The organism is Ideonella azotifigens, from assembly GCF_021043325.1.
Classification (GTDB): Bacteria; Pseudomonadota; Gammaproteobacteria; order Burkholderiales; family Burkholderiaceae_C; genus Ideonella; species Ideonella azotifigens.
On the sequence record NZ_JAJNKD010000001.1, the window covers coordinates 299,270 to 323,580 of the forward strand.

Consider the following 24,311-nt stretch of genomic DNA (forward strand, 5'->3'; position numbering starts at 1 on the left):
GGCTGGGGGTCCGAAAGGGCTCCCGGCCTTTTGTGTTTTCTGCGCAAGCGCGCGGAAGGCGGGCGTCGGCGGGCATTGACCCTGCCGAGGACAGCTGAAATGACCTGCGCAATAATGGCCGGTTATTCCAAGTGTTCTCTGATCCGACTGCAGAAGAACCAGGTTTGGTCGGGCTCCGGTGCAATGCCGGGGTTGTCCGCCAGCGGTTGGTAGTGGCCAACCACCAAGCTTTCAGGCTTCCCGCCCGGGAAATCCGCCTGCAAAAGCCAGTCGCCGACGAGGTTCCCCGCTAGGCCGGCGGGTGCCCGATACGGAGTGTTCAATGGCGCAAGCAACCCCCTACAGCTACACCGAGCGCAAGCGAATTCGCAAGAGCTTCGGCAAGCGTGAGAGCGTTCTCAACGTCCCCTACCTGCTCACCATGCAGCGGGAATCCTACGTCGCCTTCCTGCAGAAGGAAGTGCCGCCGCAACAGCGCAAACCTGAAGGTTTGCAGGCGGCGTTCCTGTCCGCGTTCCCGATTGTTTCGCACAACGGGTTCGTGGAGATGAAGTTCATCGAATTCAACATCGCGCGACCGGCCTTCGACACGCGCGAATGCCAGCAGCGCGGGCTGACCTATGCAGCGGCCGTGCGTGCCAAGCTGCAGATGATCATCTATGACCGCGAGTCGCATCCGGCGAAGGTGGTCAAGGAGATCAAGGAGCAGGAGGTCTACATGGGCGAAGTGCCCCTGATGACCGACTACGGCTCCTTCATCGTCAATGGCACCGAGCGTGTCATCGTCTCGCAGCTGCACCGCTCGCCTGGCGTGTTCTTCGAACACGACAAGGGCAAGACGCACTCGTCGGGCAAGCTGCTGTTCAGCGCGCGGATCATTCCTTACCGCGGCTCGTGGCTGGACTTCGAGTTCGACCCGAAGGACATCCTGTACTTCCGTGTCGACCGCCGCCGCAAGATGCCGGTGACGATCCTGCTGAAGGCCATCGGCCTGAACCCGGAAGCGATCCTGGCGCACTTCTTCGACAACGACAGCTTCCGCCTGATGGACACCGGCGCACAGCTGGAGTTCGTGCCTGAGCGCCTGAAGGGCGAAGTGGCGCGCTTCGACATCACCGACAAGGACGGCAACGTCATCGTCGAGAAGGACAAGCGCATCACCGCGCGCCATGCGCGCCAGCTGGAGCAGACCGGCACCAACTTCATCTCGGTGCCGGAAGACTTCCTGGTGGGCCGCGTGGTCGCCCGCAACATGGTCGACCCGGACACCGGCGAGATCATTGCGAAGGCCAATGACGAGCTGACCGAATCGCTGCTGAAGAAGCTGCGCGGCGCCGGCATCAAGGACCTGCAGTGCCTGTTCACCAATGAACTGGACCAGGGCGCCTACATCAGCCAGACGCTGAGCCTGGACGAAACCGCCGACCAGCTGGCCGCGCGCGTGGCGATCTACCGCATGATGCGCCCCGGCGAGCCGCCAACCGAAGATGCGGTGGAAGCACTGTTCCAGCGCTTGTTCTACAACGCCGACACCTACGATCTGTCGCGCGTGGGCCGGATGAAGTTCAACGCCCGCGTGGGCCGCGACGTGCCGGAAGGCCCGATGACGCTGTCCAACGAGGACATCATCTACGTCGTGAAGATCCTGGTCGAGTTGCGCAATGGCCGCGGCGAAGTCGATGACATCGACCACCTGGGCAATCGGCGTGTGCGTTGCGTGGGCGAACTGGCCGAGAACCAGTATCGCTCGGGTCTCGCGCGGATCGAGAAGGCCGTCAAGGAACGCCTCGGCCAGGCCGAGACCGAAGCCCTGATGCCGCACGACCTGATCAACTCCAAGCCGATCTCCGCGGCGCTCAAGGAGTTCTTCGGTGCGTCGCAGCTGTCGCAGTTCATGGACCAGACCAACCCGCTTTCGGAAATCACGCACAAGCGTCGTGTTTCCGCACTGGGCCCGGGCGGTCTGACCCGCGAGCGCGCCGGCTTCGAAGTGCGCGACGTGCACCCGACCCACTACGGCCGTGTCTGCCCGATCGAAACGCCGGAAGGCCCGAACATCGGCCTGATCAACTCGCTGGCCCTGTACGCGCAGCTCAACGAATACGGCTTCCTGGAGACGCCGTATCGCCGCGTGAACGACGGCAAGGTGACGATGCAGATCGATTACCTGTCGGCCATCGAGGAAGGCAAGTACGTCATTGCCCAGGCGAACGCGACGCTGGACAAGGAAGGCACGCTGACCGATGAGCTGGTCTCGGCCCGTGAAAACGGCGAATCGGTGCTGACCTCGCCGGAACGCATCCAGTACATGGACGTGGCGCCGACGCAGATCGTGTCGGTGGCGGCCTCGCTGGTGCCGTTCCTCGAGCACGACGATGCGAACCGCGCGCTGATGGGCGCCAACATGCAGCGTCAGGCCGTGCCGGTGCTGCGCCCCGAAAAGGCGCTGGTCGGTACCGGTGTCGAGCGCGTCGCTGCGGTCGACTCGGGCACGGTGGTCACGGCACGCCGCGGCGGCGTGGTCGACTATGTCGACACCAACCGCGTGGTGATCCGTGTCAACGACGACGAAACCCTGGCGGGCGAAGTCGGCGTGGACATCTACAACCTGATCAAGTACCAGCGCTCGAACCAGAACACCAACATCCACCAACGCGCCATCGTGCGCCGCGGTGACCAGGTGGCGGCTGGCGACGTGGTGGCCGACGGTGCGTCGACCGACCTGGGTGAACTGGCCCTGGGCCAGAACATGCTGGTCGCGTTCATGCCCTGGAACGGCTACAACTTCGAAGACTCGATCCTGATCAGCGAACGCGTCGTCGCCGAAGACCGCTACACCTCGATCCACATCGAGGAACTGGTGGTGATGGCCCGCGACACCAAGCTGGGCTCGGAAGAAATCACGCGCGACATCCCGAACCTGAGCGAGCAGCAACTGGCTCGCCTGGACGAGTCGGGCATCGTCTATGTCGGCGCCGAAGTGACGCCAGGCGACGTGCTGGTCGGCAAGGTCACGCCCAAGGGCGAGACCACGCTGACGCCGGAAGAAAAGCTGCTGCGCGCGATCTTCGGCGAGAAGGCTTCCGACGTGAAGGACACTTCGCTGCGCGTGGACCAGGGCACGAACGGCACCGTGATCGACGTGCAGGTCTTCACCCGTGAAGGCATCCAGCGCGACAAGCGCGCCCAGCAGATCATCGACGATGAGCTGAAGCGTTTCCGCCTGGACCTGAACGACCAGCTGCGCATCGTCGAGCTGGACGCTTTCGACCGGATCGAGAAGCTGCTGAACGGCCGCATCGCCAACGGTGGCCCGCAAAAGCTGGCCAAGGGCACGACGATCGACAAGGCCTACCTGGCTGGCATCGACAAGTACCACTGGTTCGACGTGCGCCCGGCGGAAGACGAAGTCGCCAACCAGCTCGAGTCGATCAAGAACTCGCTGGAGCAGACCCGTCACAGCTTCGACCTGGCTTTCGAAGAGAAGCGCAAGAAGCTGACCCAGGGCGACGAGCTGCCCGCTGGCGTGCTGAAGATGGTCAAGGTCTACCTGGCCGTCAAGCGCCGCCTGCAGCCTGGCGACAAGATGGCCGGCCGTCACGGCAACAAGGGCGTCGTGTCCAAGATCACCCCGATCGAAGACATGCCCTACATGGCCGACGGCACGCCTGCCGACATCGTGCTGAATCCGCTGGGCGTGCCCTCGCGGATGAACGTGGGTCAGGTGCTGGAAGTCCACCTGGGCTGGGCCGGCAAGGGCATTGGCCAGCGCATCGGCGACATGCTGCAGCACGAGGCCAAGGTGGCCGAGCTGCGCAAGTTCTTCGACGAGCTGTACAACAAGTCCGGCGGCAAGGTCGAGCACATCGAAGACCTCTCCGACAAGGAAGTGGTCGAGATGGCGCAGGAGCTGACCAAGGGCGTGCCGTTCGCGACGCCGGTGTTCGACGGTGCGAAGGAAGAAGAAATCCGCCGCATGCTGAAGCTGGCCTACCCGGACGACATCGCCGCCCGCAAGGGGCTGACCGACACGCGCACCCAGGCCTGGCTGCACGACGGCCGCACCGGCGACCAGTTCGAGCGCCCGACCACGGTGGGCTACATGCACGTGCTGAAGCTGCACCACTTGGTGGACGACAAGATGCACGCCCGTTCGACCGGCCCGTACAGCCTGGTCACCCAGCAGCCGCTGGGCGGCAAGGCCCAGTTCGGTGGCCAGCGCTTCGGCGAAATGGAAGTGTGGGCACTGGAAGCCTATGGCGCCGCTTACGTGCTGCAGGAAATGCTGACCGTGAAGTCCGACGACGTGAACGGCCGCACCAAGGTCTACGAGAACATCGTCAAGGGTGAGCACGCGATTGACGCCGGCATGCCGGAGTCGTTCAACGTGCTGGTCAAGGAAATTCGTTCGCTCGGCATCGACATCGAGCTCGAGCGCAACTGATGACCTTGCGGGACCGGGCTGGCCTGCATGGCGGCCCGGTCTTCAAACTGACTACTAGGAGAAATCAATGAAGGGTTTGCTGGACCTGTTCAAGCAGTTCACCCCCGACGAGCACTTCGACGCGATCCGGATCGGGCTTGCCTCGCCCGAGAAGATTCGCTCGTGGTCCTTCGGTGAAGTGAAGAAGCCCGAGACCATCAACTACCGGACCTTCAAGCCGGAACGTGATGGCCTGTTTTGCGCCAAGATCTTTGGCCCGATCAAGGACTACGAGTGCCTGTGCGGCAAGTACAAGCGCCTGAAGCACCGCGGCGTGATCTGCGAGAAGTGCGGCGTTGAAGTCACGCAGACCAAGGTTCGCCGTGACCGCATGGGTCACATCGACCTGGCGGCGCCGTGCGCGCACATCTGGTTCCTGAAGTCGCTGCCGTCGCGTCTGGGCCTGGTGCTCGACATGACGCTGCGCGACATCGAACGCGTGCTGTACTTCGAAGCCTACGTGGTCGTGGACCCGGGCATGACGCCGCTGAAGAAGTTCTCGATCATGAGCGAGGACGACTTCGAGGCCAAGCGCGTCGAGTTCGGTGACGAGTTCGTCGCGCTGATGGGCGCCGAAGGCATCCAGAAGCTGCTGGCCGAGATGGACCTCGACGTCGAGATCGACAAGCTGCGCAACGACATGACCGGCAGCGAGCTGAAGGTCAAGAAGAATTCCAAGCGCCTGAAGGTGATGGAAGCCTTCAAGAAGTCGGGCATCAAGCCGCACTGGATGGTGATGGACGTGCTGCCAGTGCTGCCGCCGGACCTGCGTCCGCTGGTGCCGCTGGACGGCGGCCGCTTCGCGACCTCCGACCTGAACGACCTGTACCGCCGCGTCATCAACCGGAACAACCGGTTGGCGCGCCTGCTGGAGCTGAAGGCCCCCGAGATCATCGTGCGCAACGAAAAGCGCATGCTGCAGGAGGCAGTCGACTCGCTGCTGGACAACGGCCGCCGCGGCAAGGCGATGACGGGTGCGAACAAGCGCGCCCTGAAGTCGCTGGCCGACATGATCAAGGGCAAGTCAGGCCGCTTCCGCCAGAACCTGCTGGGCAAGCGCGTCGACTACTCCGGTCGTTCGGTGATCACCGTGGGCCCGACGCTCAAGCTGCACCAGTGCGGCCTGCCCAAGCTGATGGCCCTCGAATTGTTCAAGCCTTTCATCTTCTCGCGCCTGGAGGCGATGGGCATCGCCACCACCATCAAGGCGGCGAAGAAGGAAGTCGAGAGCGGCACGCCGGTGGTCTGGGACATCCTTGAAGAAGTCATCAAGGAACACCCGGTCATGCTCAACCGTGCGCCGACGCTGCACCGCCTGGGCATCCAGGCGTTCGAGCCGGTGCTGATCGAAGGCAAGGCGATCCAGCTGCACCCTCTCGTTTGCGCGGCGTTCAACGCCGACTTCGACGGTGACCAGATGGCCGTGCACGTGCCGCTGTCGATCGAAGCCCAGATGGAAGCGCGCGCGCTGATGCTGGCTTCGAACAACGTGCTGTTCCCGGCTTCGGGCGAGCCGTCCATCGTGCCGTCGCAAGACGTGGTGCTGGGCCTGTACTACGCCACCCGCGAGCGCATCAACGGCAAGGGCGAAGGCATGATCTTCTCCGACACCGTGGAACTCCAGCGCGCGCTGGACAACGCGGCCGTCGAGATCACCGCCAAGATCTCGGTCCGCCTGGTCGAATGGACCAAGGACGCCGAAGGTGTGTTCCAGCCTGAAACCAAGCTGGTCGACACCACGGTGGGCCGTGCGCTGCTGTCCGAGATCCTGCCCAAGGGCCTGGCTTTCTCGAACATCAACAAGGCGCTGAAGAAGAAAGAGATCTCGCGCCTGATCAACACTTCGTTCCGCAAGTGCGGTCTGAAGGAAACGGTTGTGTTCGCCGACAAGCTGCTGCAGTCGGGCTTCCGCCTGGCTACGCGCGCCGGCATCTCGATCGCGATCGACGACATGTTGGTGCCGCCGCAAAAGGCAGCGCTGATCGAGCGCGCCGAGAAGGAAGTCAAGGAGATCGAACAGCAGTACGTCTCCGGCCTGGTGACGGCTGGCGAGCGCTACAACAAGGTGGTGGACATCTGGGGCAAGACCGGCGACGAAGTCGGCAAGGTCATGATGAGCCAGCTGTCCAAGCAGAAGGTCATCGACCGTCATGGCAAGGAAGTCGACACCGAGTCGTTCAACTCCATCTACATGATGGCCGACTCCGGTGCCCGGGGCTCTGCCGCGCAGATCCGCCAGCTGGCGGGCATGCGGGGCCTGATGGCCAAGCCTGATGGCTCCATCATCGAGACGCCGATCACCGCGAACTTCCGCGAAGGCCTGAACGTTCTGCAGTACTTCATCTCCACCCACGGCGCCCGCAAGGGCCTGGCGGACACGGCGCTGAAGACCGCGAACTCCGGCTACCTGACGCGTCGCCTGGTCGACGTGACGCAGGACCTGGTCGTGACCGAGACCGATTGCGGCACCGAAAACGGCTTCGCGATGCGTGCGCTGGTCGAAGGCGGCGAAGTGATCGAATCGCTGCGCGACCGCATCCTGGGCCGCGTCTGCGCGATCGAGGTCACCCATCCTGAGACCCAGGAAATGGTGCTGCCGGCCGGCACGATGCTGGACGAAGACCTGCTGGACGTGCTCGAAGCCGCTGGCGTCGACGAAGTCAAGGTCCGCACCCCGCTGACCTGCGAAACCCGCTACGGCCTGTGCGCCAGCTGCTACGGCCGTGACCTCGGCCGCGGTGGCCTGGTCAACACCGGTGAAGCGGTGGGCGTGATTGCCGCGCAGTCCATCGGCGAGCCGGGCACGCAGCTGACAATGCGGACCTTCCACATCGGTGGCGCGGCTTCGCGTGCGGCGGTGGCTTCCAGCGTGGATGCGAAGTCCGATGGTTTCATCGGTTTCAACGCCACGATGCGCTACGTGACCAACAGCAAGGGCGAGCTGGTGGTGATTTCGCGTTCCGGCGAAATCGTCATCTCCGACCAGCATGGCCGCGAGCGTGAGCGCCACAAGGTGCCGTACGGCGCGATCCTGAACGTCAAGGCCGACCAGCAGCTCAAGGCTGGCACGGTGCTGGGCAACTGGGACCCGCTGACGCGCCCGATCATCACGGAATTCGCCGGCAAGGCGAAGTTCGAGAATGTCGAAGAAGGCGTGACGGTGGCCAAGCAGCTGGACGAAGTGACCGGCCTGTCGACGCTGGTGGTCATCGACCCGAAGCGCCGCGGCGCTGCCAAGGTCATCCGGCCGCAGGTCAAGCTGCTGGACGCGCTGGGCCAGGAAGTGAAGATCCCTGGCACCGACCACTCGGTGACCATCGGCTTCCCGGTCGGCTCGCTGGTGCAGATCCGCGACGGCCAGGACCTCGCCCCTGGCGAAGTGCTGGCGCGCATTCCGGTCGAAGGCCAGAAGACGCGGGACATCACCGGCGGTCTGCCGCGGGTGGCCGAGCTGTTCGAGGCGCGTTCGCCGAAGGACGTTGGCACCCTGGCAGAGCGCACCGGCACGGTGTCGTTCGGCAAGGAAACCAAGGGCAAGGTTCGCCTGCAGATCACCGATCCGGAAGGCCAGGTCTACGAAGAACTGGTTCCGAAGGAAAAGAACATCCTGGTGCACGAAGGCCAGGTGGTGAACCGCGGCGAATTGATCGTCGACGGCTCGGCGGACCCGCAGGACATCCTGCGCCTGCTGGGTGTCGAGGAACTGGCGCGCTACATCGTCGACGAAGTCCAGGACGTGTATCGCCTGCAAGGTGTGAAGATCAACGACAAGCACATCGAGGTGATCGTTCGCCAGATGCTGCGTCGTGTGCAGATCACCAACTCGGGCGACTCGAACTACATCGTTGGCGAGCAGGTCGAACGTTCGGAGCTGTTCAACACCAACGAACGGCTGCAGCGTGAAGACAAGCTGCCGGCGACTTATGCCGACGTGCTGCTGGGCATCACCAAGGCCTCGCTGTCGACCGACTCGTTCATCTCCGCGGCCTCCTTCCAGGAAACCACCCGCGTGCTGACCGAAGCGGCCATCATGGGCAAGCGCGACGAGCTGCGCGGCCTGAAGGAAAACGTCATCGTCGGCCGCCTGATCCCCGCGGGCACCGGCATGGCCTTCCACCTGGCCCGCAAGGCCAAGGAAGAGATGGACGACACCGAGCGCCGCGCCATCGCGATGCAGGAAGCCGAAGAGCTGGCTTCGGCCCAGCTGGCCAGCCTGGACGCGCAAGCGCCCGCCGAAGGCAGCGCGGACTAAAGCGACGAAGCACCGGGCTTCGGCCTGGCACGGTGCAAAAGGGCGACCCAAGGGTCGCCTTTTTTATTCAGCGGGTCGTTTCAGACCTGGCTGGGCGGCCCAGGCTGTGGGGGGCTGGATCTCGGCCCCCAGCAGCGCTGCGCGCTTCCTGAGCTTCAGCACCGCCTTGTCGCGGCTCAGCAGCAGCGCGCCGGTGGCAATCGCCAGGTCGATGAATTTCTGATCGTCACGGTCGGTGCAGCGTGGTGTGCCCAGCGGCAGCACCGGCACGGGTTGCAGCTGCACGTACTGGTCGAAATGCGCCAGCACGCTCGTGGCCGTGCCCGGCCAAGTCGGCGCCAGACCGCGTGCGGTGAAGCGGTCCAGCACGTGCGACAGCTCGTCGCGCATCGCCTTGGTGGCCAGCCAGGTCCAGCGCGTGGGCTGCAACTCGGCTTGCCAGCCGGCGCAAAGGGCATTGCCGAACAGTTGCCAGTCCAGGATGGACTGCGTGTCGATCACCAGTGCACGTGGAAAATCGGGAGAGTGGGCACTTGCATTCATGGGTTGCCGGCGGCGGCAGCGAAGTCGAATGCCAAGCGCCTTGCGGGAAAAGGAGCGGCTTACTATAATCGAGGGCTTTTCGGCGGAAAACTGCCGTGCTTTGGCGTTGCCGCAACTTGCGCAAGTCAGCGCAAGCCAGTGTTTTTGCGATCTTCGGTGAGCCGTGATGGGCTCGTTCGAGGTCTGCCGAAAAGACGTTTTTCACGTAACTTCAAACGGGAACAAGTTACCCATGCCAACCATCAACCAGCTCGTGCGCCAAGGCCGTCAGGCCGAAGTCACGAAGTCGAAGTCGCCGGCAATGCAGAATTGCCCGCAACGCCGCGGCGTCTGCACCCGCGTCTACACCACGACCCCGAAGAAGCCGAACTCGGCACTGCGGAAGGTCGCCAAGGTTCGCCTGACCAACGGTTTCGAGGTCATCTCGTACATAGGCGGTGAAGGCCACAACCTGCAAGAGCACAGCGTTGTGCTCGTGCGCGGCGGCCGGGTCAAGGACTTGCCAGGCGTGCGCTACCACATCGTGCGTGGCTCGCTTGACCTGCAAGGCGTCAAGGATCGCAAGCAGTCGCGTTCCAAGTACGGCGCGAAGCGCCCGAAGAGCAAATAAGTCCAAAGCGGTCCGCAAGGGCTTTTGGAAAAGTTGTCATGTCCGGCCGCAGGGCCTCAGGATGTGAAGTTGCGGTCAGTCCTCATGTCGAGTGGCTGGACCGAGTAAGTGAGAGATCTGCCGCAGAGCGGTTCATGGTCTTTCGCGGTGCGGGAATGTTCCGGCACCAACTGAAGATGAAGGAAGAGAGAAATGCCTCGTCGTCGCGAAGTCCCCAAGCGGGACATCCTGCCTGATCCGAAGTTCGGTTCGGTGGACCTGTCCAAGTTCATGAACGTGATCATGGAGTCGGGCAAGAAGGCCGTTGCGGAGCGCATCATTTACGGTGCCCTCGAGCAGGTTGAGAACAAGGCCAAGAAGGACCCGCTGGAGGTCTTCATGGTCGCGCTCAACAACGTCAAACCGATGGTGGAAGTCAAGTCCCGCCGCGTGGGCGGTGCGAACTACCAAGTTCCCGTGGAAGTTCGCCCTGTTCGCCGGATGGCCCTGGCCATGCGCTGGCTGAAGGAATCGGCACGCAAGCGCGGTGAGAAGTCGATGGCTGCGCGTCTGGCCAATGAGCTGCTGGAGGCCTCTGAAGGCCGTGGCGGCGCGATGAAGAAGCGTGACGAAGTGCACCGCATGGCGGAAGCCAACAAGGCCTTCTCGCACTTCCGCTTCTAAACCCTGTCCTTTTGGCCGCCTAGGGTTGTCACCAACCCCGGGCGGCTCTTCGCATTTGGAGTGTCACCATGGCTCGCAAGACCCCCATCGAGCGCTACCGCAACATCGGTATCTCGGCTCACATCGACGCTGGCAAGACCACGACGACTGAGCGCATCCTGTTCTATACCGGTGTGAACCACAAGATCGGTGAAGTGCACGACGGCGCCGCCACGATGGACTGGATGGAGCAGGAGCAGGAGCGTGGCATCACGATCACCTCCGCTGCGACGACCTGTTTCTGGAAGGGCATGGACCTGTCCCTGCCGGAACACCGCATCAACATCATCGACACCCCCGGACACGTGGACTTCACGATTGAAGTCGAACGTTCGATGCGCGTGCTTGACGGTGCCTGCATGGTCTATTGCGCCGTGGGTGGCGTGCAGCCGCAGTCGGAAACAGTCTGGCGCCAGGCCAACAAGTACCACGTGCCGCGTCTGGCCTTCGTGAACAAGATGGACCGCACGGGTGCGAACTTCTTCAAGGTCGTGGACCAGATGAAGGCTCGCCTGAAGGCCAACCCGGTGCCCATCGTGATTCCGATCGGTGCCGAAGAAAACTTCAAGGGCGTGGTTGACCTCATCAAGATGAAGGCCATCTTCTGGGACGAAGCCTCCCAGGGCATGAAGTTCAGCTACGAAGACATCCCCGCCGACCTGGTGGAGCTGGCTCAAGAGTGGCGCGAGAAGATGGTCGAGGCTGCAGCCGAAGCCACTGAAGAGCTGATGAACAAGTACCTCGAGACGGGCGACCTGACCGAGGAAGAGATCAAGTCGGCCATCCGCACCCGCACCATCGCTGCTGAAATTCAGCCGATGTTCTGCGGCACCGCTTTCAAGAACAAGGGCGTGCAGCGCATGCTGGATGGCGTGATCGACTTCATGCCGTCGCCTGCGGACATTCCGCCGGTCCCGGGCACCGACGACGACGACCAGCCGACCACGCGCGAACGCACTGACGAAGCCAAGTTTGCCGCCCTGGCCTTCAAGCTGATGACCGACCCGTTCGTCGGCCAGCTGACCTTCGTTCGTGTGTACTCTGGCGTGCTGGCTTCCGGCGCGACGGTCTACAACCCGATCAAGGGCAAGAAGGAGCGCATCGGCCGGATCCTGCAGATGCACGCCAACCAGCGTGAAGAAATCAAGGAAATTTTGGCCGGCGACATCGCTGCCTGCGTGGGCTTGAAGGACGTCACCACGGGTGAAACCCTGTGCGACCCCGAAGCCATCATCACGCTGGAAAAGATGGTCTTCCCGGAGCCGGTGATCTCGCAGGCTGTCGAGCCCAAGACCAAGGCTGACCAGGAAAAGATGGGCATCGCGCTGGGCCGCCTGGCTGCGGAAGATCCTTCTTTCCGCGTGCGCACCGACGAAGAGTCGGGCCAGACCATCATTTCCGGCATGGGCGAGCTGCACCTGGAAATCATCGTCGACCGCATGAAGCGCGAATTCGGCGTCGAAGCCAACGTAGGCAAGCCGCAGGTGGCCTACCGCGAAACCATCCGCAAGTCGGTGGAAGACGTCGAAGGCAAGTTCGTGCGCCAGTCCGGCGGCAAGGGCCAGTACGGCCACGTCGTGTTGAAGGTCGAGCCGCAAGAGCCGGGCAAGGGCTTCGAGTTCGTCGACGCCATCAAGGGCGGCGTGGTGCCGCGCGAGTTCATCCCCGCGGTGGAAAAGGGCCTGATCGACACGCTGCCAAACGGCGTGCTGGCCGGCTTCCCGGTCGTGGACGTGAAGGTCACGCTGACCTTCGGTTCGTACCACGAAGTGGACTCGAACGAAAACGCGTTCAAGATGGCCGCATCCATGGGCTTCAAGGACGGTATGCGCAAGGCTTCGCCGGTCATCCTGGAGCCGATGATGGCCGTGGAAGTCGAGACGCCTGAGGACTACGCCGGCAACGTGATGGGCGACCTGTCCAGCCGTCGCGGCATGGTGCAGGGCATGGACGACATGGTCGGCGGCGGCAAGGTCATCAAGGCCGAAGTTCCGCTGTCGGAAATGTTCGGCTACTCGACCACGCTGCGCTCGATGTCGCAAGGCCGTGCCACGTACACGATGGAGTTCAAGCACTATTCGGAAGCCCCGAAGAACGTGGCCGACGCCATCATCACGTCCCGCGCCAAGTAAAAACGCAACGCCACCCAGTGGCCGCCGCGGATCTGGCTCTGCCAGTCCGCTGGTGGCGCCCCTTGAGGGGAGCGCCGCAGGCGCTCGGGGTGGTTCCAATTTGGTCTTCGGCGCCACGCACGACGTGGTTGGCAAGCTGCCCGTGGCAGCCAGTGCTGGAGACCCTAAACCGACACGGGCAATTGTTCTTTCTCTGGAGAATACGAAATGGCAAAAGGCAAGTTTGAACGGACCAAGCCGCACGTGAACGTGGGCACGATTGGTCACGTGGACCATGGCAAGACGACGCTGACGGCGGCGATCACGACGATTCTGTCGGCCAAGTTCGGTGGCGAGGCCAAGGCCTACGACCAGATCGATGCGGCGCCGGAAGAAAAGGCACGCGGCATCACGATCAACACCGCACACGTTGAATACGAGACCGCCAACCGCCACTACGCGCACGTTGACTGCCCGGGCCACGCTGACTATGTGAAGAACATGATCACCGGTGCTGCCCAGATGGACGGCGCGATCCTGGTGTGCTCGGCCGCTGACGGCCCGATGCCGCAGACCCGCGAGCACATCCTGCTGGCGCGTCAGGTCGGTGTGCCGTACATCATCGTGTTCCTGAACAAGTGCGACATGGTGGACGACGCCGAGCTGCTGGAACTCGTCGAAATGGAAGTGCGCGAGCTGCTTTCCAAGTACGACTTCCCGGGCGACGACACCCCCATCGTCAAGGGCTCGGCCAAGCTGGCGCTCGAAGGCGACAAGGGCGAGCTGGGCGAAGGCGCCATCATGGCCCTGGCCGACGCACTGGACAGCTACATCCCGACGCCTGAGCGTGCAGTGGACGGCTCCTTCCTGATGCCGGTGGAAGACGTGTTCTCGATCTCGGGCCGTGGCACCGTGGTGACGGGCCGTATCGAGCGCGGCATCATCAAGGTCGGCGAATCGATCGAAATCGTCGGCATCAAGGCCACGCAAGTGACCACCTGCACCGGCGTGGAAATGTTCCGCAAGCTGCTGGACCAGGGCATGGCTGGCGACAACGTCGGCATCCTGCTGCGCGGCACCAAGCGTGAAGACGTCGAGCGCGGCCAAGTGCTGTGCAAGCCGGGCAGCGTCAAGCCGCACACCCACTTCACCGCCGAGATCTATGTCCTGTCCAAGGACGAAGGCGGCCGTCACACGCCGTTCTTCAACAACTATCGCCCGCAGTTCTACTTCCGCACGACGGACGTGACCGGCGCGGTGGAGCTGCCCAAGGACAAGGAAATGGTCATGCCGGGCGACAACGTCAGCATCACCGTCAAGCTGATCGCCCCGATCGCGATGGAAGAGGGCCTGCGCTTCGCCATCCGTGAAGGTGGCCGCACCGTCGGCGCCGGCGTGGTTGCCAAGATCATCGAGTAATTGCATGACCGGCGGTCGGTGCCAGCCAGGTGCCCTCCGCCTCATCGCTCTTTTTTAGGAACAGTCATGCAAAAGCAAAAGATCCGCATCCGCCTGAAGGCTTTCGATTACAAGCTGATCGACCAGTCCGCCCTGGAAATCGTTGACACCGCCAAGCGCACCGGCGCGATCGTCAAGGGCCCCGTGCCCCTGCCGACCCGCATGCAGCGCTTCGACATCCTGCGTTCGCCGCACGTCAACAAGACCTCGCGCGACCAGTTCGAGATCCGCACGCACCAGCGCCTGATGGACATCGTCGACCCGACCGACAAGACCGTCGACGCGCTGATGAAGCTGGACCTGCCGGCTGGCGTGGACGTCGAGATCAAGCTGCAGTAAGCAGCCCTGCGAACAGCGTGCTTGCGGGTTCGCCCGCAGGCACGCTATACTCGCAAGCTTTTCCGCGTTAAAGGGTGGTGCGCTTTGGTGCTCCGCCCTTTGCCGTGTGGATAGAGCAATTGGCTTCGGCGGCGCGGAGAGCCCTTCAAGGTGATTCGCGGCGACTGAAGCTTCGTCAGCCCGGCCAATCGTTGTCGGGTTTGTTAAACCGGCCTCCTCGCCATGAGGGCATGGGGGCGGAGAAAAACCATGAGTCTTAGCAACCGTCTCGGCTTGCTGGGCCGCAAGGTGGGCATGATGCGTGTGTTCACGGACGATGGCGATGCCATCCCTGTGACCGTGCTGGATGTGTCCAACAACCGCGTGACCCAGATCAAGACCGTTGAGACCGACGGCTACAGCGCCATCCAGGTGGCGTTCGGTTCGCGCAAAGCATCGCGCGTGACCAAGCCAGAAGCCGGCCACCTCGCGAAAGCGGGCGTCGAAGCCGGTGAAATCCTCAAGGAATTCCGTGTCGCGGCCGACGTGGCCGCCGAGTACAAGCCGGGCGCTGTCGTTCCCGTCTCCCTGTTCGCCACCGGCGAAAAGGTCGACGTGCAGGGCACCTCCATCGGCAAGGGCTTCGAGGGCACCATCAAGCGCCACAACTTCGGCTCGCAGCGCGCGTCGCACGGCAACAGCCGTTCGCACAACGTGCCGGGTTCGATCTCGATGGCGCAGGATCCGGGCCGCGTGTTCCCGGGCAAGAAGATGTCCGGCCACATGGGCGACGAAACCGTCACGACCCAGAACCTCGACGTCATCCGCATCGATGAAGCGCGCCAGCTGCTGCTGGTCCGCGGTGCGGTGCCGGGCGCCAAGAACGGCCACGTGGTCGTGCGTCCTGCCGTCAAGGCGAAGGCCAAGAAGGGAGCCAACTGATGCAACTCGAGCTCCTGAACGAACAAGGTCAGGCCACGTCCAAGGTGGACGCGCCCGACACCGTGTTCGCCCGTGATTACAACGAAGCCCTGGTGCACCAGATCGTCGTGGCCTTCCAGGCCAATGCGCGTCAAGGCACCCGTGCCCAGAAGAACCGCGAAGCGGTTCACCACTCGACCAAGAAGCCGTTCCGCCAAAAGGGCACCGGCCGCGCTCGTGCTGGTATGACGTCCTCGCCGCTGTGGCGCGGGGGTGGTCGCACCTTCCCGAACAGCCCGGACGAGAACTTCACCCAGAAGGTCAACAAGAAGATGTATCGCGCCGGCATGGCTGCGATCCTGTCTCAGTTGGCCCGCGACGGCCGCCTGGCCGTGGTGGATTCGCTGGCTGTCGACTCGCCGAAGACCAAGGAACTGGCTGCCAAGTTCAAGGCCATGGGCCTGAGCTCGGTGATGGTCATCTCCGACCAGATCGACGACAACCTGTTCCTGGCTTCGCGCAACCTGGCCAATGTGCTGGTCGTCGAGCCGCGCTACGCCGATCCGCTGTCACTGGTCTTCTACAAGAAGGTGCTGGTGACCAAGGCCGCGATCGAGCAGCTCAAGGAGATGTTCGCATGAGCCGCATCAACCCCGTCATCGGTAAATTCAATGAAGGCCGCCTGGCCCAGGTGCTGGTTGCGCCGGTGATCTCGGAAAAGGCCACCATGGTCGCCGAGAAGCACAACCAGGTCCTGTTCAAGGTCCTGCGCGACGCCACCAAGCCTGAAATCAAGGCCGCGGTCGAGCTGCTGTTCAAGGTCGATGTCGAAGCCGTGGCTGTCGTCAACGTCAAGGGCAAGGCCAAGCGCTTTGGCAAGAACATGGGCCGTCGCGACCACGTCAAGAAGGCGTATGTCTCGCTGAAGGCCGGCCAGGAGCTCAACTTCTCCGGGGAGGCCGCGTAAATCATGGCAGTCGTCAAAGTCAAACCGACCTCCGCCGGCCGTCGCGCCGTCGTCAAGGTCGTTCACAAGCACCTGCACAAGGGCGCGCCGGAAGCTTCGCTGCTGGAACCCCAGAAGCAGAACTCCGGCCGCAACAACAACGGTCACATCACGGTTCGCCACAAGGGCGGTGGTCACAAGCACCACTACCGCGTGGTCGACTTCAAGCGCAACAAGGACGGCATTCCGGCCAAGGTCGAACGCATCGAGTACGACCCGAACCGCACCGCCCACATTGCGCTGGTGTGCTACGCCGATGGCGAGCGCCGCTACATCATCGCCCCGCGCGGTCTTGAAGTCGGTGCCACCATCATGAGCGGCTCGGAAGCGCCGATCAAGGCTGGCAACACGCTGCCGATCCGCAACATCCCGGTGGGTTCGACCATCCATTGCATCGAAATGATGCCTGGCAAGGGCGCGCAGATTGCGCGTTCGGCCGGCACCTCGGTGACCTTGATGGCGCGCGAAGGCACCTACGCCCAGCTTCGGCTGCGTTCGGGTGAAGTCCGCAAGATCCACATCGAGTGCCGCGCCACCATCGGTGAAGTCAGCAACGAAGAGCACAACCTGCGCCAGTACGGCAAGGCTGGTGCGATCCGTTGGAAGGGCATCCGTCCGACCGTTCGTGGTACTGCCATGAACCCGGTGGACCACCCGCACGGTGGCGGCGAAGGCCGTACCGGCGAGGGCCAGGCTCCCGTGTCGCCGTGGAACACCCTGACCAAGGGCTACCGCACTCGCAACAACAAGCGCACGCAGACGTTCATCGTCTCGCGTCGCAAGAAGTAAGGGCTGGACCATGGCACGTTCACTCAAGAAGGGTCCCTTTGTGGACCACCACCTTCTGGCCAAGGCTGAAAAAGCCGTCGCCGTGAAGGACAAGAAGCCGATCAAGACCTGGTCGCGCCGTTCGACGATCCTGCCCGACTTCATTGGCCTGACGATTGCCGTGCACAACGGCAAGCAGCATGTGCCCGTGTATGTGAGCGACCAGATGGTCGGCCACAAGCTGGGCGAGTTCGCACTGACCCGTACGTTCAAGGGTCACCCTGCGGACAAAAAGGCCAAGAAGTAAAGGACACGACGATGGAAACGAAAGCAATCGTCCGTGGCGTGCGACTGTCGGCCGACAAGGGCCGGCTTGTCGCCGACCTGATTCGCGGCAAGAAAGTCGATCAAGCGCTCAACATTCTGGCGTTCACCCAGAAGAAGGCCGCCGGGATCGTCAAGAAGGCACTCGAGAGCGCCATCGCCAACGCCGAGCACAACGACGGCGCGGACATCGACGAACTGAAGGTCACCTCGATCTACGTGGAGCAAGGCACCACGCTGAAGCGTTTCTCGGCCCGCGCAAAGGGCCGTGGAAATCGCATCAGCAAGGGCACTTGCCACATCTACGTGACCGTGGGCAACTAAGCCAAGGAAGACCATGGGACAAAAAATCCACCCGACCGGCTTCCGGCTCCCCGTCACCCGTGCATGGGCGTCGCGCTGGTATGCAAACAACCGCAACTTCGCCGGCATGCTGGCCGAAGACCTGCAGGTTCGTGAATTCCTGAAGGCCCGGCTGAAGAATGCCGCCGTGTCTCGCATCCTGATCGAGCGTCCTGCGAAGAACGCCCGCATCACGATCTACTCCGCCCGTCCGGGCGTGGTGATCGGCAAGAAGGGTGAAGACATCGAGAACCTGAAGGCCGAACTGACCCGCCGCCTGGGCGTGCCGGTGGCAGTGAACATCGAGGAGGTGCGCAAGCCCGAAATCGATGCGCAGCTGATCGCCGACTCGATCACCCAGCAGTTGGAAAAGCGCATCATGTTCCGCCGCGCGATGAAGCGCGCGATGCAGAACGCGATGCGCCTGGGCGCCCAGGGCATCAAGATCATGTCGTCCGGCCGTCTGAACGGCATCGAAATCGCTCGTTGCGAGTGGTATCGCGAAGGCCGTGTGCCGCTGCACACCCTGAAGGCCGACATTGACTACGGTTTCTCGGAAGCCAAGACCACCTACGGCGTCATCGGCGTCAAGGTCTGGGTCTACCGCGGTGACCGCCTGGCCAATGGCGAAGCGCCGACCATCAACACGCCTCCGGGTGCTGAAGATGATCGCCGCCCGCGTCGCAACACCCGTCCGGGTGCCCCGACCGGCCGTGGCCGTCCGGGCGGCGACCGTGGCGCCCCGCGTCCGGCTGGCGACAGGCCTGCCGAAGCTGCCGGCGCCCCCGCCGGTGGTGCTGGCGCTCCCGCCGTCAAGCGCGTGCGCAAGGTCGCCGCGCCTGCCGCCGGTGGCGAAGGCAAAGGAGAATAAGCATGCTGCAACCTAATCGTCGCAAGTACCGCAAGGAGCAGAAGGGCCGCAACACTGGCGTCGCCACCCGCGGTGCCAACGTGTCCTTCGGTGACTTCGGTCTGAAGGCGACCGAGCGTGGCCGTCTGACGGCCCGCCAGATCGAAGCGGCTCGCCGTGCCATTTCGCGCCACATCAAGCGCGGTGGCCGGATCTTCATCCGCATCTTCCCGGACAAGCCGATCTCGCAAAAGCCCGCCGAAGTCCGGATGGGTAACGGCAAGGGCAACCCGGAGTACTACGTGGCTGAAATCCAGCCCGGCAAGGTGCTCTACGAGATCAACGGCGTGCCTGAAGCGCTGGCTCGCGAAGCGTTCACGCTGGCTGCTGCAAAGCTGCCGCTGCGTTGCACCTTCGTCGCCCGCATGCTCGGCGCCTGAGAGGAAAGTTCATCATGAATGCATCTGAACTGCGAGCCAAGGACGTGGCTGCGCTCGAGAAGGAGGTCGCTGACCTCCTGCGTGCGCACTTCAACCTGCGCATGCAAAAGGGCACCCAGCAGCTGACCAACCACACGCTGTTGGGCGAGGCCCGTCGCGACATCGCTCGTGCCAAGACCGTCCTGGCCGAAAAGAAGAAGGGAGCGACGAAATGACGCAAGCTCAAGAAGTCGCCGTGGCGACGACTGACAAGACCACCAACACCCGTACCCTGGTGGGCCGTGTGGTCAGCGACAAGCGCGCCAAGACCATCACGGTCCTGGTCGAGCGTCGCGTCAAGCATGAGCTCTACGGCAAGATCGTGGCCCGCTCGCGCAAGTACCACGCCCATGACGAAAAGGGCGAGTACCACATGGGCGACATGGTCGAGATCGCGGAAACGCGTCCGATGTCCAAGACCAAGAACTGGGTCGTGACCCGCTTGATCGAGAAGGCCCGCCTGGTCTGATCGTGTGAGCTGATCGCACGCTGAGTTCGAGGGGTGCAAGCCCCTTGCATCTCGCATTGCGGCCGGATGCTGGAATACTCCAGCGTCCGGCCGTTTTTCATTGGGCGGCCGCCGTCTCTACCTCATCCCGCAAGGACAAGCATCATGTTGAAAGTTGGAGATCGCCTGCCGGCGACCAAGCTGCAGGAATTCTTCGAAGTCGAAGGCGAGGGCTGCAGCCTGGGCCCGAACACCTTCGAGGTTGCGCAATTGGCTGCGGGCAAGACCCTGGCCATCTTTGCGCTGCCCGGCGCCTTCACGCCGACCTGCTCGGCCCAGCACGTTCCCGGCTATGTGGCGAACGCAGAGGCGCTGCACGCTGCTGGCGTCGACGAGATCTGGTGCGTGTCGGTCAACGACGCGTTTGTCATGGGCGCCTGGGCGCGCGACCAGCACACAGCTGGCAAGCTGCGCATGATGGCCGACGGCTCGGCCGACTTCGCCCGCGCGACCGGGCTGACGCTGGACCTGACCGCGCGCGGCATGGGGGTGCGCTCGCAGCGCTACTCGATGCTGGTCGTCGACGGTGTGGTCAGGACGCTGAACGTCGAGGCGCCAGGCAAGTTCGAGCTCAGCGATGCCCAGACACTGCTGGCACAGGCAAAGGCGCTCTGACCTGCTCAAGGCTTTGGGGCGCGGACGCGCAGCCCCAGGGTCTTTCTGAAGCGGGGGTGTTGACACCCGCGTTTCACCTCGTGCATAATTGAAAGCTTCGCCGGTCTAGGGCCCGCTCGTACGCCAACGCAAACACCGTTGGCCACTCGTGGCGAGACCCGGGCCGGTTTCAGCCCAAGCTGCTTGATGCAAGGCGCGCGCGTTCCAGCGTTCGCTGAGTTTCAAACAAGACGGGACCAATACTGACCGTTCATGTATCGCCAAGGGGGTGATGCGGGCCGGGAGCAAGTTGGGGAATCGACATGATCCAAATGCAATCGCGGCTTGACGTCGCGGACAACACGGGCGCCAAGTCCGTCATGTGCATCAAGGTGCTGGGCGGCTCCAAGCGTCGCTATGCCGGTATCGGCGACATCATCAAGGTGAGCATCAAAGAAGCCGCGCCGCGTGGCCGCGTCAAAAAGGGCGAGGTCTACAGCGCTGTGGTCGTGCGCACCGCCAAGGGCGTGCGTCGCCAGGACGGCTCGCTGGTCAAGTTCGACGGCAATGCCGCCGTGCTGCTCAATGCCAAGCTGGAGCCGATCGGCACCCGCATCTTCGGCCCGGTGACGCGCGAACTGCGCACCGAGCGCTTCATGAAGATTGTGTCGCTGGCGCCTGAGGTGCTCTGAGCATCTCGCCAAGACTGAAGGAATCGCGATGAACAAGATTCGCAAAGGCGACCAGGTCGTGGTCTTGACCGGCCGTGACAAAGGCAAGCGTGGCACCGTGTCGCTGCGCGTCGACGAGGACCGTGTGGTCGTCGAAGGCGTCAACATGGTCAAGAAGCACGCCAAGCCGAACCCGATGAAGGGCACGACTGGCGGCGTGATCGACAAGACCATGCCGATCCACCAATCCAACATTGCCATCTGGAATGCGGCTGCCGGCAAGGCTGACCGCGTGGGCATCAAGACCCTCGCCGATGGCAAGCGGGTCCGCGTGTTCAAGTCCAGCGGCGAAGAGATCAAGGCTTAAGGCGGGTATCCAGCATGAGTCAAACGCAACAAGCGGCGATCGTCGCCCGGCTGCAGGCCTTCTACCAAGAGAAGGTCGTGCCCGACATGATGGCCAAGTTCGGCTACAAGTCGGTGATGGAAGTGCCGCGCCTGACCAAGATCACCCTGAACATGGGTGTGAGCGAGGCCGTGGCCGACAAGAAGGTCATGGACCACGCCGTCGGCGACCTGACCAAGATCGCAGGCCAGAAGCCTGTGGTCACGAAGTCGAAGAAGGCCATCGCGGGCTTCAAGATCCGTGAGCAGGTGCCCATCGGCTGCATGGTCACGCTCCGTGGCGCGCGGATGTTCGAGTTCCTGGACCGTTTCGTCACCGTGGCCCTGCCGCGTGTGCGTGACTTCCGTGGCATCTCCGGCCGTTCGTTCGATGGCCGCGGCAACTACAACATCGGCGTCAAGGAACAGATCATCTTCCCGGAAATCGAGTACGACAAGATCGACGCGATCCGCGGGATGAACATTTCCTTCACGACCAGCGCGAAGACCGACGATGAGTGCAAGGCACTGCTCGCCGCGTTCCGCTTCCCGTTCAAGAACTGAGGTGACCCGTGGCTAAAACTTCCCTCAAGCAGCGTGAAGACAAGCGTGAAAAGCTGGTCGCCAAGTACGCGAAGAAGTACGCCGAGCTGAAGGCCATCATCGACAACGCAAAGAAGTCGGAAGAAGAGCGTTACGCCGCACGTCTGGAACTGCAGCAGTTCCCGCGCAACGCCTACCCGACCCGCCTGCGCAATCGTTGCGAACTCACGGGTCGTCCCCGTGGCACGTTCCGCACCTTCGGCCTGGCCCGTAGCAAGATCCGCGAGCTCGCCTTCAAGGGCGACATTCCTGGCGTGATCAAGGCCAGCTGGTAATCAAGGCGAACTGGAGAATACAGCTATGAGCATGAGTGATCCTATCGCCGACATGCTGACCCGCATCCGCAATGCGCAGGCCGTTGAGAAGACGTCGGTTGTCATGCCGGCTTCCAAGCTCAAGGTTGCGATCGCGCAGGTGCTGAAGGACGAGGGCTATATCGATGCCTTCGCCCTGAAGGGTGAGACCGGCAAGAGCGAACTTGAAATCTCGTTGAAGTACTACGCTGGCCGTCCGGTCATCGAGCGCATCGAACGAGTCAGCCGTCCTGGCCTGCGGATCTACCGCGGCCGTGACGCCATTCCGCAGGTCATGAACGGCCTGGGTGTTGCCATCGTGACCACGCCCCAGGGCGTGATGACCGACCGCAAAGCGCGCGCAGCCGGTGTCGGCGGCGAAGTGCTCTGCTACGTGGCCTAAAGGGAAGGAGTCGAGCAATGTCCCGCGTTGGAAAAATGCCGATCACCGTCCCGCAAGGCGTGGACGTCAAGATCGTGGACGACCAGATCACCGTCAAGGGTGCCAATGGCACCCTGGTGCGGCCGGCGCATGCGCTGGTCAAGGTCGAGAGCGAAGCTGGTGTGCTGAAGGTCAGCCCAACCGACGAGTCTGCTGAAGCCGATGCCATGAGCGGCACCGTGCGTGCGCTGCTGGCCAACATGGTCAACGGCGTCAGCAAGGGCTTCGAGAAGAAGCTCACGCTGGTTGGCGTGGGCTTCCGTGCCCAGGCCCAAGGCCAGAAGCTGAATCTGCAGATCGGGTTCTCGCACCCCGTGGTCAAGGACATGCCTGCCGGCATCACCGTGACCACCGCGACCCCGACCGAGATCCTGATCAAGGGCGCCGACCGCCAGGTCGTCGGTCAGCTCGCCGCTGAAGTCCGTGCCTTCCGGCCGCCGGAGCCCTACAAGGGCAAGGGCATCCGCTACGCCGACGAGCGCGTGGTCCTCAAAGAGACCAAGAAGAAGTAAGGAGCGACACCATGCTGACCAAAAAAGAACAGCGTCTGCGTCGCTCGCGTCAAACGCGCGAGCGCATCGCCAAGCAAGGCGTCGCGCGCCTGACCGTCTTCCGCACCAACCTGCACATCTACGCCAGCGTCATTTCCGACGACGGCACCAAGGTGCTGGCTTCTGCGTCCACCGTCGAAAAGGACCTGCGGGCCGAACTGTCTGGCAATGGTGGCAATGCCGCTGCTGCCGCGCTGGTTGGCAAGCGCGTCGCCGAGAAGGCCAAGGCCGCCGGCGTCGAGAAGGTTGCCTTCGACCGCGCAGGTTTCGCATACCACGGCCGCGTCAAGGCGCTGGCCGAGGCAGCTCGCGAAGCCGGCCTGCAGTTCTGATCGCAAAGGAATACAGAAATGGCAAAGTTTCAACCCCGCGCGCAGACCGAAGGCAATGACGACGGCCTGAAGGAAAAGATGATCGCGGTGAACCGCGTCACGAAGGTGGTCAAGGGTGGTCGCACCCTCAGTTTCGCGGCGCTGACCGTGGTCGGCGACGGCGATGGCCGCGTTGGCATGGGCAAGGGCAAGGCCAAGGAAGTGCCGGTTTCGGTGCAGAAGGCCATGGAATCTGCTCGCCGCGGCATGATCAAGGTTGCACTGAAGAACGGCACGATCTTCCACAAGGTCGAAGGTGCACACGGCGCAGCCCGCGTGATGATGATGCCGGCACCCGCCGGTACCGGCATCATTGCTGGTGGCCCGATGCGCGCCGTTTTCGAAGTGCTGGGCATCACCGACATCGTCGCGAAGAGCCATGGCACCTCGAACGCCTACAACATGGTCCGTGCCACGCTGGACGCGCTGAAGCGCTCGACCACGCCGGCATCGATCGCTGCCAAGCGCGGCAAGACAGTTGAAGAAATCTTCAACTGAACCGCCGAGGAGAACTTCAATGACTGAAGCCAAAAAGACCCTCACGGTCAAGCTGGTGCGCAGCCCGATCGGTTGCAAGCAATCGCACCGTGACACGGTGCGTGGCCTGGGCCTGCGTCGCGTGAACAGCCAGAGCGTGCTGGAGGACACTCCTTCGGTGCGCGGCATGATCAACAAAATCGCCTACCTGGTCCTGGTGCTCTAAGCGCCCGCCACGAGGAAAAGCAAC

28 protein-coding genes are annotated in these 24,311 nt (G+C 63.1%); 27 read left to right on the forward strand and 1 reads right to left on the reverse strand.

Annotation, left to right across the window (positions count from 1 at the left end):
- The first annotated feature begins 322 nt into the window (after positions 1 to 322).
- Positions 323 to 4,444 (forward strand): DNA-directed RNA polymerase subunit beta, encoded by a 4,122-nt coding sequence (gene rpoB / locus LRH25_RS01295; RefSeq protein ID WP_141284864.1) that lies wholly within the window; start codon positions 323 to 325, stop codon positions 4,442 to 4,444.
- Between the two features lie 67 nt (positions 4,445 to 4,511).
- Positions 4,512 to 8,735, forward strand: a complete 4,224-nt coding sequence (rpoC, locus tag LRH25_RS01300) for a DNA-directed RNA polymerase subunit beta' (RefSeq protein WP_141284862.1) — start codon at positions 4,512 to 4,514, stop codon at positions 8,733 to 8,735.
- A 63-nt stretch (positions 8,736 to 8,798) separates the two neighbouring features.
- Here the strand turns inward: rpoC and LRH25_RS01305 are convergent, their stop codons facing one another.
- The gene (locus LRH25_RS01305; protein ID WP_141284860.1) at positions 8,799 to 9,278 is read right to left on the reverse strand and encodes a PIN domain-containing protein; all 480 of its coding nucleotides are present in this window, start codon (positions 9,276 to 9,278) and stop codon (positions 8,799 to 8,801) included.
- A 232-nt stretch (positions 9,279 to 9,510) separates the two neighbouring features.
- Here LRH25_RS01305 and rpsL point away from each other — a divergent pair, with 232 nt between their 5' ends.
- From rpsL to rpmD, 25 genes are all read left to right on the forward strand, one after another.
- On the forward strand, positions 9,511 to 9,888 hold the full coding sequence (gene rpsL, locus LRH25_RS01310) for a 30S ribosomal protein S12 (protein ID WP_141284880.1): 378 nt from the start codon (positions 9,511 to 9,513) through the stop codon (positions 9,886 to 9,888).
- A 192-nt stretch (positions 9,889 to 10,080) separates the two neighbouring features.
- Positions 10,081 to 10,551 carry a 30S ribosomal protein S7 gene (gene rpsG, locus LRH25_RS01315; RefSeq protein WP_141284858.1) on the forward strand — a complete coding sequence of 157 codons (471 nt, stop codon included), beginning with the start codon at positions 10,081 to 10,083 and terminating at the stop codon, positions 10,549 to 10,551.
- Between the two features lie 68 nt (positions 10,552 to 10,619).
- Positions 10,620 to 12,722 carry an elongation factor G gene (fusA, locus tag LRH25_RS01320; RefSeq protein ID WP_141284856.1) on the forward strand — a complete coding sequence of 701 codons (2,103 nt, stop codon included), beginning with the start codon at positions 10,620 to 10,622 and terminating at the stop codon, positions 12,720 to 12,722.
- A gap of 207 nt (positions 12,723 to 12,929) precedes the next feature.
- Positions 12,930 to 14,120 carry an elongation factor Tu gene (gene tuf / locus LRH25_RS01325; RefSeq protein WP_141284854.1) on the forward strand — a complete coding sequence of 397 codons (1,191 nt, stop codon included), beginning with the start codon at positions 12,930 to 12,932 and terminating at the stop codon, positions 14,118 to 14,120.
- A gap of 66 nt (positions 14,121 to 14,186) precedes the next feature.
- Positions 14,187 to 14,498: a 30S ribosomal protein S10 gene (rpsJ, locus tag LRH25_RS01330; protein WP_019561663.1), complete on the forward strand. Its 312-nt coding sequence runs from the start codon at positions 14,187 to 14,189 to the stop codon at positions 14,496 to 14,498.
- Between the two features lie 249 nt (positions 14,499 to 14,747).
- Positions 14,748 to 15,419: a 50S ribosomal protein L3 gene (rplC, locus tag LRH25_RS01335; protein ID WP_141284852.1), complete on the forward strand. Its 672-nt coding sequence runs from the start codon at positions 14,748 to 14,750 to the stop codon at positions 15,417 to 15,419.
- Positions 15,419 to 16,039 (forward strand): 50S ribosomal protein L4, encoded by a 621-nt coding sequence (rplD, locus tag LRH25_RS01340; protein ID WP_141284850.1) that lies wholly within the window; start codon positions 15,419 to 15,421, stop codon positions 16,037 to 16,039. Before rplC ends, rplD begins: the two co-directional genes overlap by 1 nt.
- Positions 16,036 to 16,365: a 50S ribosomal protein L23 gene (gene rplW / locus LRH25_RS01345; protein WP_141284848.1), complete on the forward strand. Its 330-nt coding sequence runs from the start codon at positions 16,036 to 16,038 to the stop codon at positions 16,363 to 16,365. Before rplD ends, rplW begins: the two co-directional genes overlap by 4 nt.
- Positions 16,366 to 16,368: 3 nt before the next feature.
- Positions 16,369 to 17,193: a 50S ribosomal protein L2 gene (gene rplB / locus LRH25_RS01350; protein ID WP_141284846.1), complete on the forward strand. Its 825-nt coding sequence runs from the start codon at positions 16,369 to 16,371 to the stop codon at positions 17,191 to 17,193.
- Positions 17,194 to 17,203: 10 nt separating this feature from the next.
- Positions 17,204 to 17,479, forward strand: a complete 276-nt coding sequence (gene rpsS, locus LRH25_RS01355; protein ID WP_141284844.1) for a 30S ribosomal protein S19 — start codon at positions 17,204 to 17,206, stop codon at positions 17,477 to 17,479.
- A gap of 11 nt (positions 17,480 to 17,490) precedes the next feature.
- Positions 17,491 to 17,820, forward strand: coding sequence for a 50S ribosomal protein L22 (gene rplV, locus LRH25_RS01360; RefSeq protein WP_141284842.1), 330 nt, complete (start codon positions 17,491 to 17,493; stop codon positions 17,818 to 17,820).
- A 13-nt stretch (positions 17,821 to 17,833) separates the two neighbouring features.
- The gene (rpsC, locus tag LRH25_RS01365; protein ID WP_231010051.1) at positions 17,834 to 18,709 is read left to right on the forward strand and encodes a 30S ribosomal protein S3; all 876 of its coding nucleotides are present in this window, start codon (positions 17,834 to 17,836) and stop codon (positions 18,707 to 18,709) included.
- Between the two features lie 2 nt (positions 18,710 to 18,711).
- Positions 18,712 to 19,128 carry a 50S ribosomal protein L16 gene (gene rplP, locus LRH25_RS01370; RefSeq protein WP_141285626.1) on the forward strand — a complete coding sequence of 139 codons (417 nt, stop codon included), beginning with the start codon at positions 18,712 to 18,714 and terminating at the stop codon, positions 19,126 to 19,128.
- A 14-nt stretch (positions 19,129 to 19,142) separates the two neighbouring features.
- A complete protein-coding gene (rpmC, locus tag LRH25_RS01375) occupies positions 19,143 to 19,343 on the forward strand; it encodes a 50S ribosomal protein L29 (RefSeq protein WP_141285624.1) in 201 nt (66 codons plus the stop codon).
- Positions 19,340 to 19,636: a 30S ribosomal protein S17 gene (gene rpsQ / locus LRH25_RS01380; protein ID WP_141285622.1), complete on the forward strand. Its 297-nt coding sequence runs from the start codon at positions 19,340 to 19,342 to the stop codon at positions 19,634 to 19,636. The genes rpmC and rpsQ overlap by 4 nt, the downstream gene beginning before the upstream one ends.
- Before the next feature lie 144 nt (positions 19,637 to 19,780).
- Positions 19,781 to 20,290: a peroxiredoxin gene (locus LRH25_RS01385; protein WP_141285620.1), complete on the forward strand. Its 510-nt coding sequence runs from the start codon at positions 19,781 to 19,783 to the stop codon at positions 20,288 to 20,290.
- Between the two features lie 302 nt (positions 20,291 to 20,592).
- The gene (gene rplN / locus LRH25_RS01390; RefSeq protein WP_088286487.1) at positions 20,593 to 20,961 is read left to right on the forward strand and encodes a 50S ribosomal protein L14; all 369 of its coding nucleotides are present in this window, start codon (positions 20,593 to 20,595) and stop codon (positions 20,959 to 20,961) included.
- A gap of 28 nt (positions 20,962 to 20,989) precedes the next feature.
- On the forward strand, positions 20,990 to 21,307 hold the full coding sequence (rplX, locus tag LRH25_RS01395) for a 50S ribosomal protein L24 (protein WP_141285618.1): 318 nt from the start codon (positions 20,990 to 20,992) through the stop codon (positions 21,305 to 21,307).
- Positions 21,308 to 21,321: 14 nt separating this feature from the next.
- Complete coding sequence (gene rplE, locus LRH25_RS01400; protein ID WP_141285616.1) at positions 21,322 to 21,888, forward strand: 50S ribosomal protein L5; 567 nt, start codon at positions 21,322 to 21,324, stop codon at positions 21,886 to 21,888.
- 8 nt (positions 21,889 to 21,896) lie between these two features.
- Complete coding sequence (gene rpsN, locus LRH25_RS01405; RefSeq protein ID WP_141285614.1) at positions 21,897 to 22,202, forward strand: 30S ribosomal protein S14; 306 nt, start codon at positions 21,897 to 21,899, stop codon at positions 22,200 to 22,202.
- 25 nt (positions 22,203 to 22,227) lie between these two features.
- Positions 22,228 to 22,623, forward strand: coding sequence for a 30S ribosomal protein S8 (rpsH, locus tag LRH25_RS01410; protein WP_141285612.1), 396 nt, complete (start codon positions 22,228 to 22,230; stop codon positions 22,621 to 22,623).
- Positions 22,624 to 22,640: 17 nt separating this feature from the next.
- Positions 22,641 to 23,174, forward strand: a complete 534-nt coding sequence (gene rplF / locus LRH25_RS01415) for a 50S ribosomal protein L6 (RefSeq protein ID WP_141285610.1) — start codon at positions 22,641 to 22,643, stop codon at positions 23,172 to 23,174.
- Positions 23,175 to 23,185: 11 nt separating this feature from the next.
- Positions 23,186 to 23,545 carry a 50S ribosomal protein L18 gene (rplR, locus tag LRH25_RS01420; RefSeq protein WP_141285608.1) on the forward strand — a complete coding sequence of 120 codons (360 nt, stop codon included), beginning with the start codon at positions 23,186 to 23,188 and terminating at the stop codon, positions 23,543 to 23,545.
- 18 nt (positions 23,546 to 23,563) lie between these two features.
- Complete coding sequence (rpsE, locus tag LRH25_RS01425) at positions 23,564 to 24,082, forward strand: 30S ribosomal protein S5 (protein WP_141285606.1); 519 nt, start codon at positions 23,564 to 23,566, stop codon at positions 24,080 to 24,082.
- 19 nt (positions 24,083 to 24,101) lie between these two features.
- Positions 24,102 to 24,287 (forward strand): 50S ribosomal protein L30, encoded by a 186-nt coding sequence (gene rpmD / locus LRH25_RS01430; protein WP_141285604.1) that lies wholly within the window; start codon positions 24,102 to 24,104, stop codon positions 24,285 to 24,287.
- Positions 24,288 to 24,311: the final 24 nt, after the last annotated feature.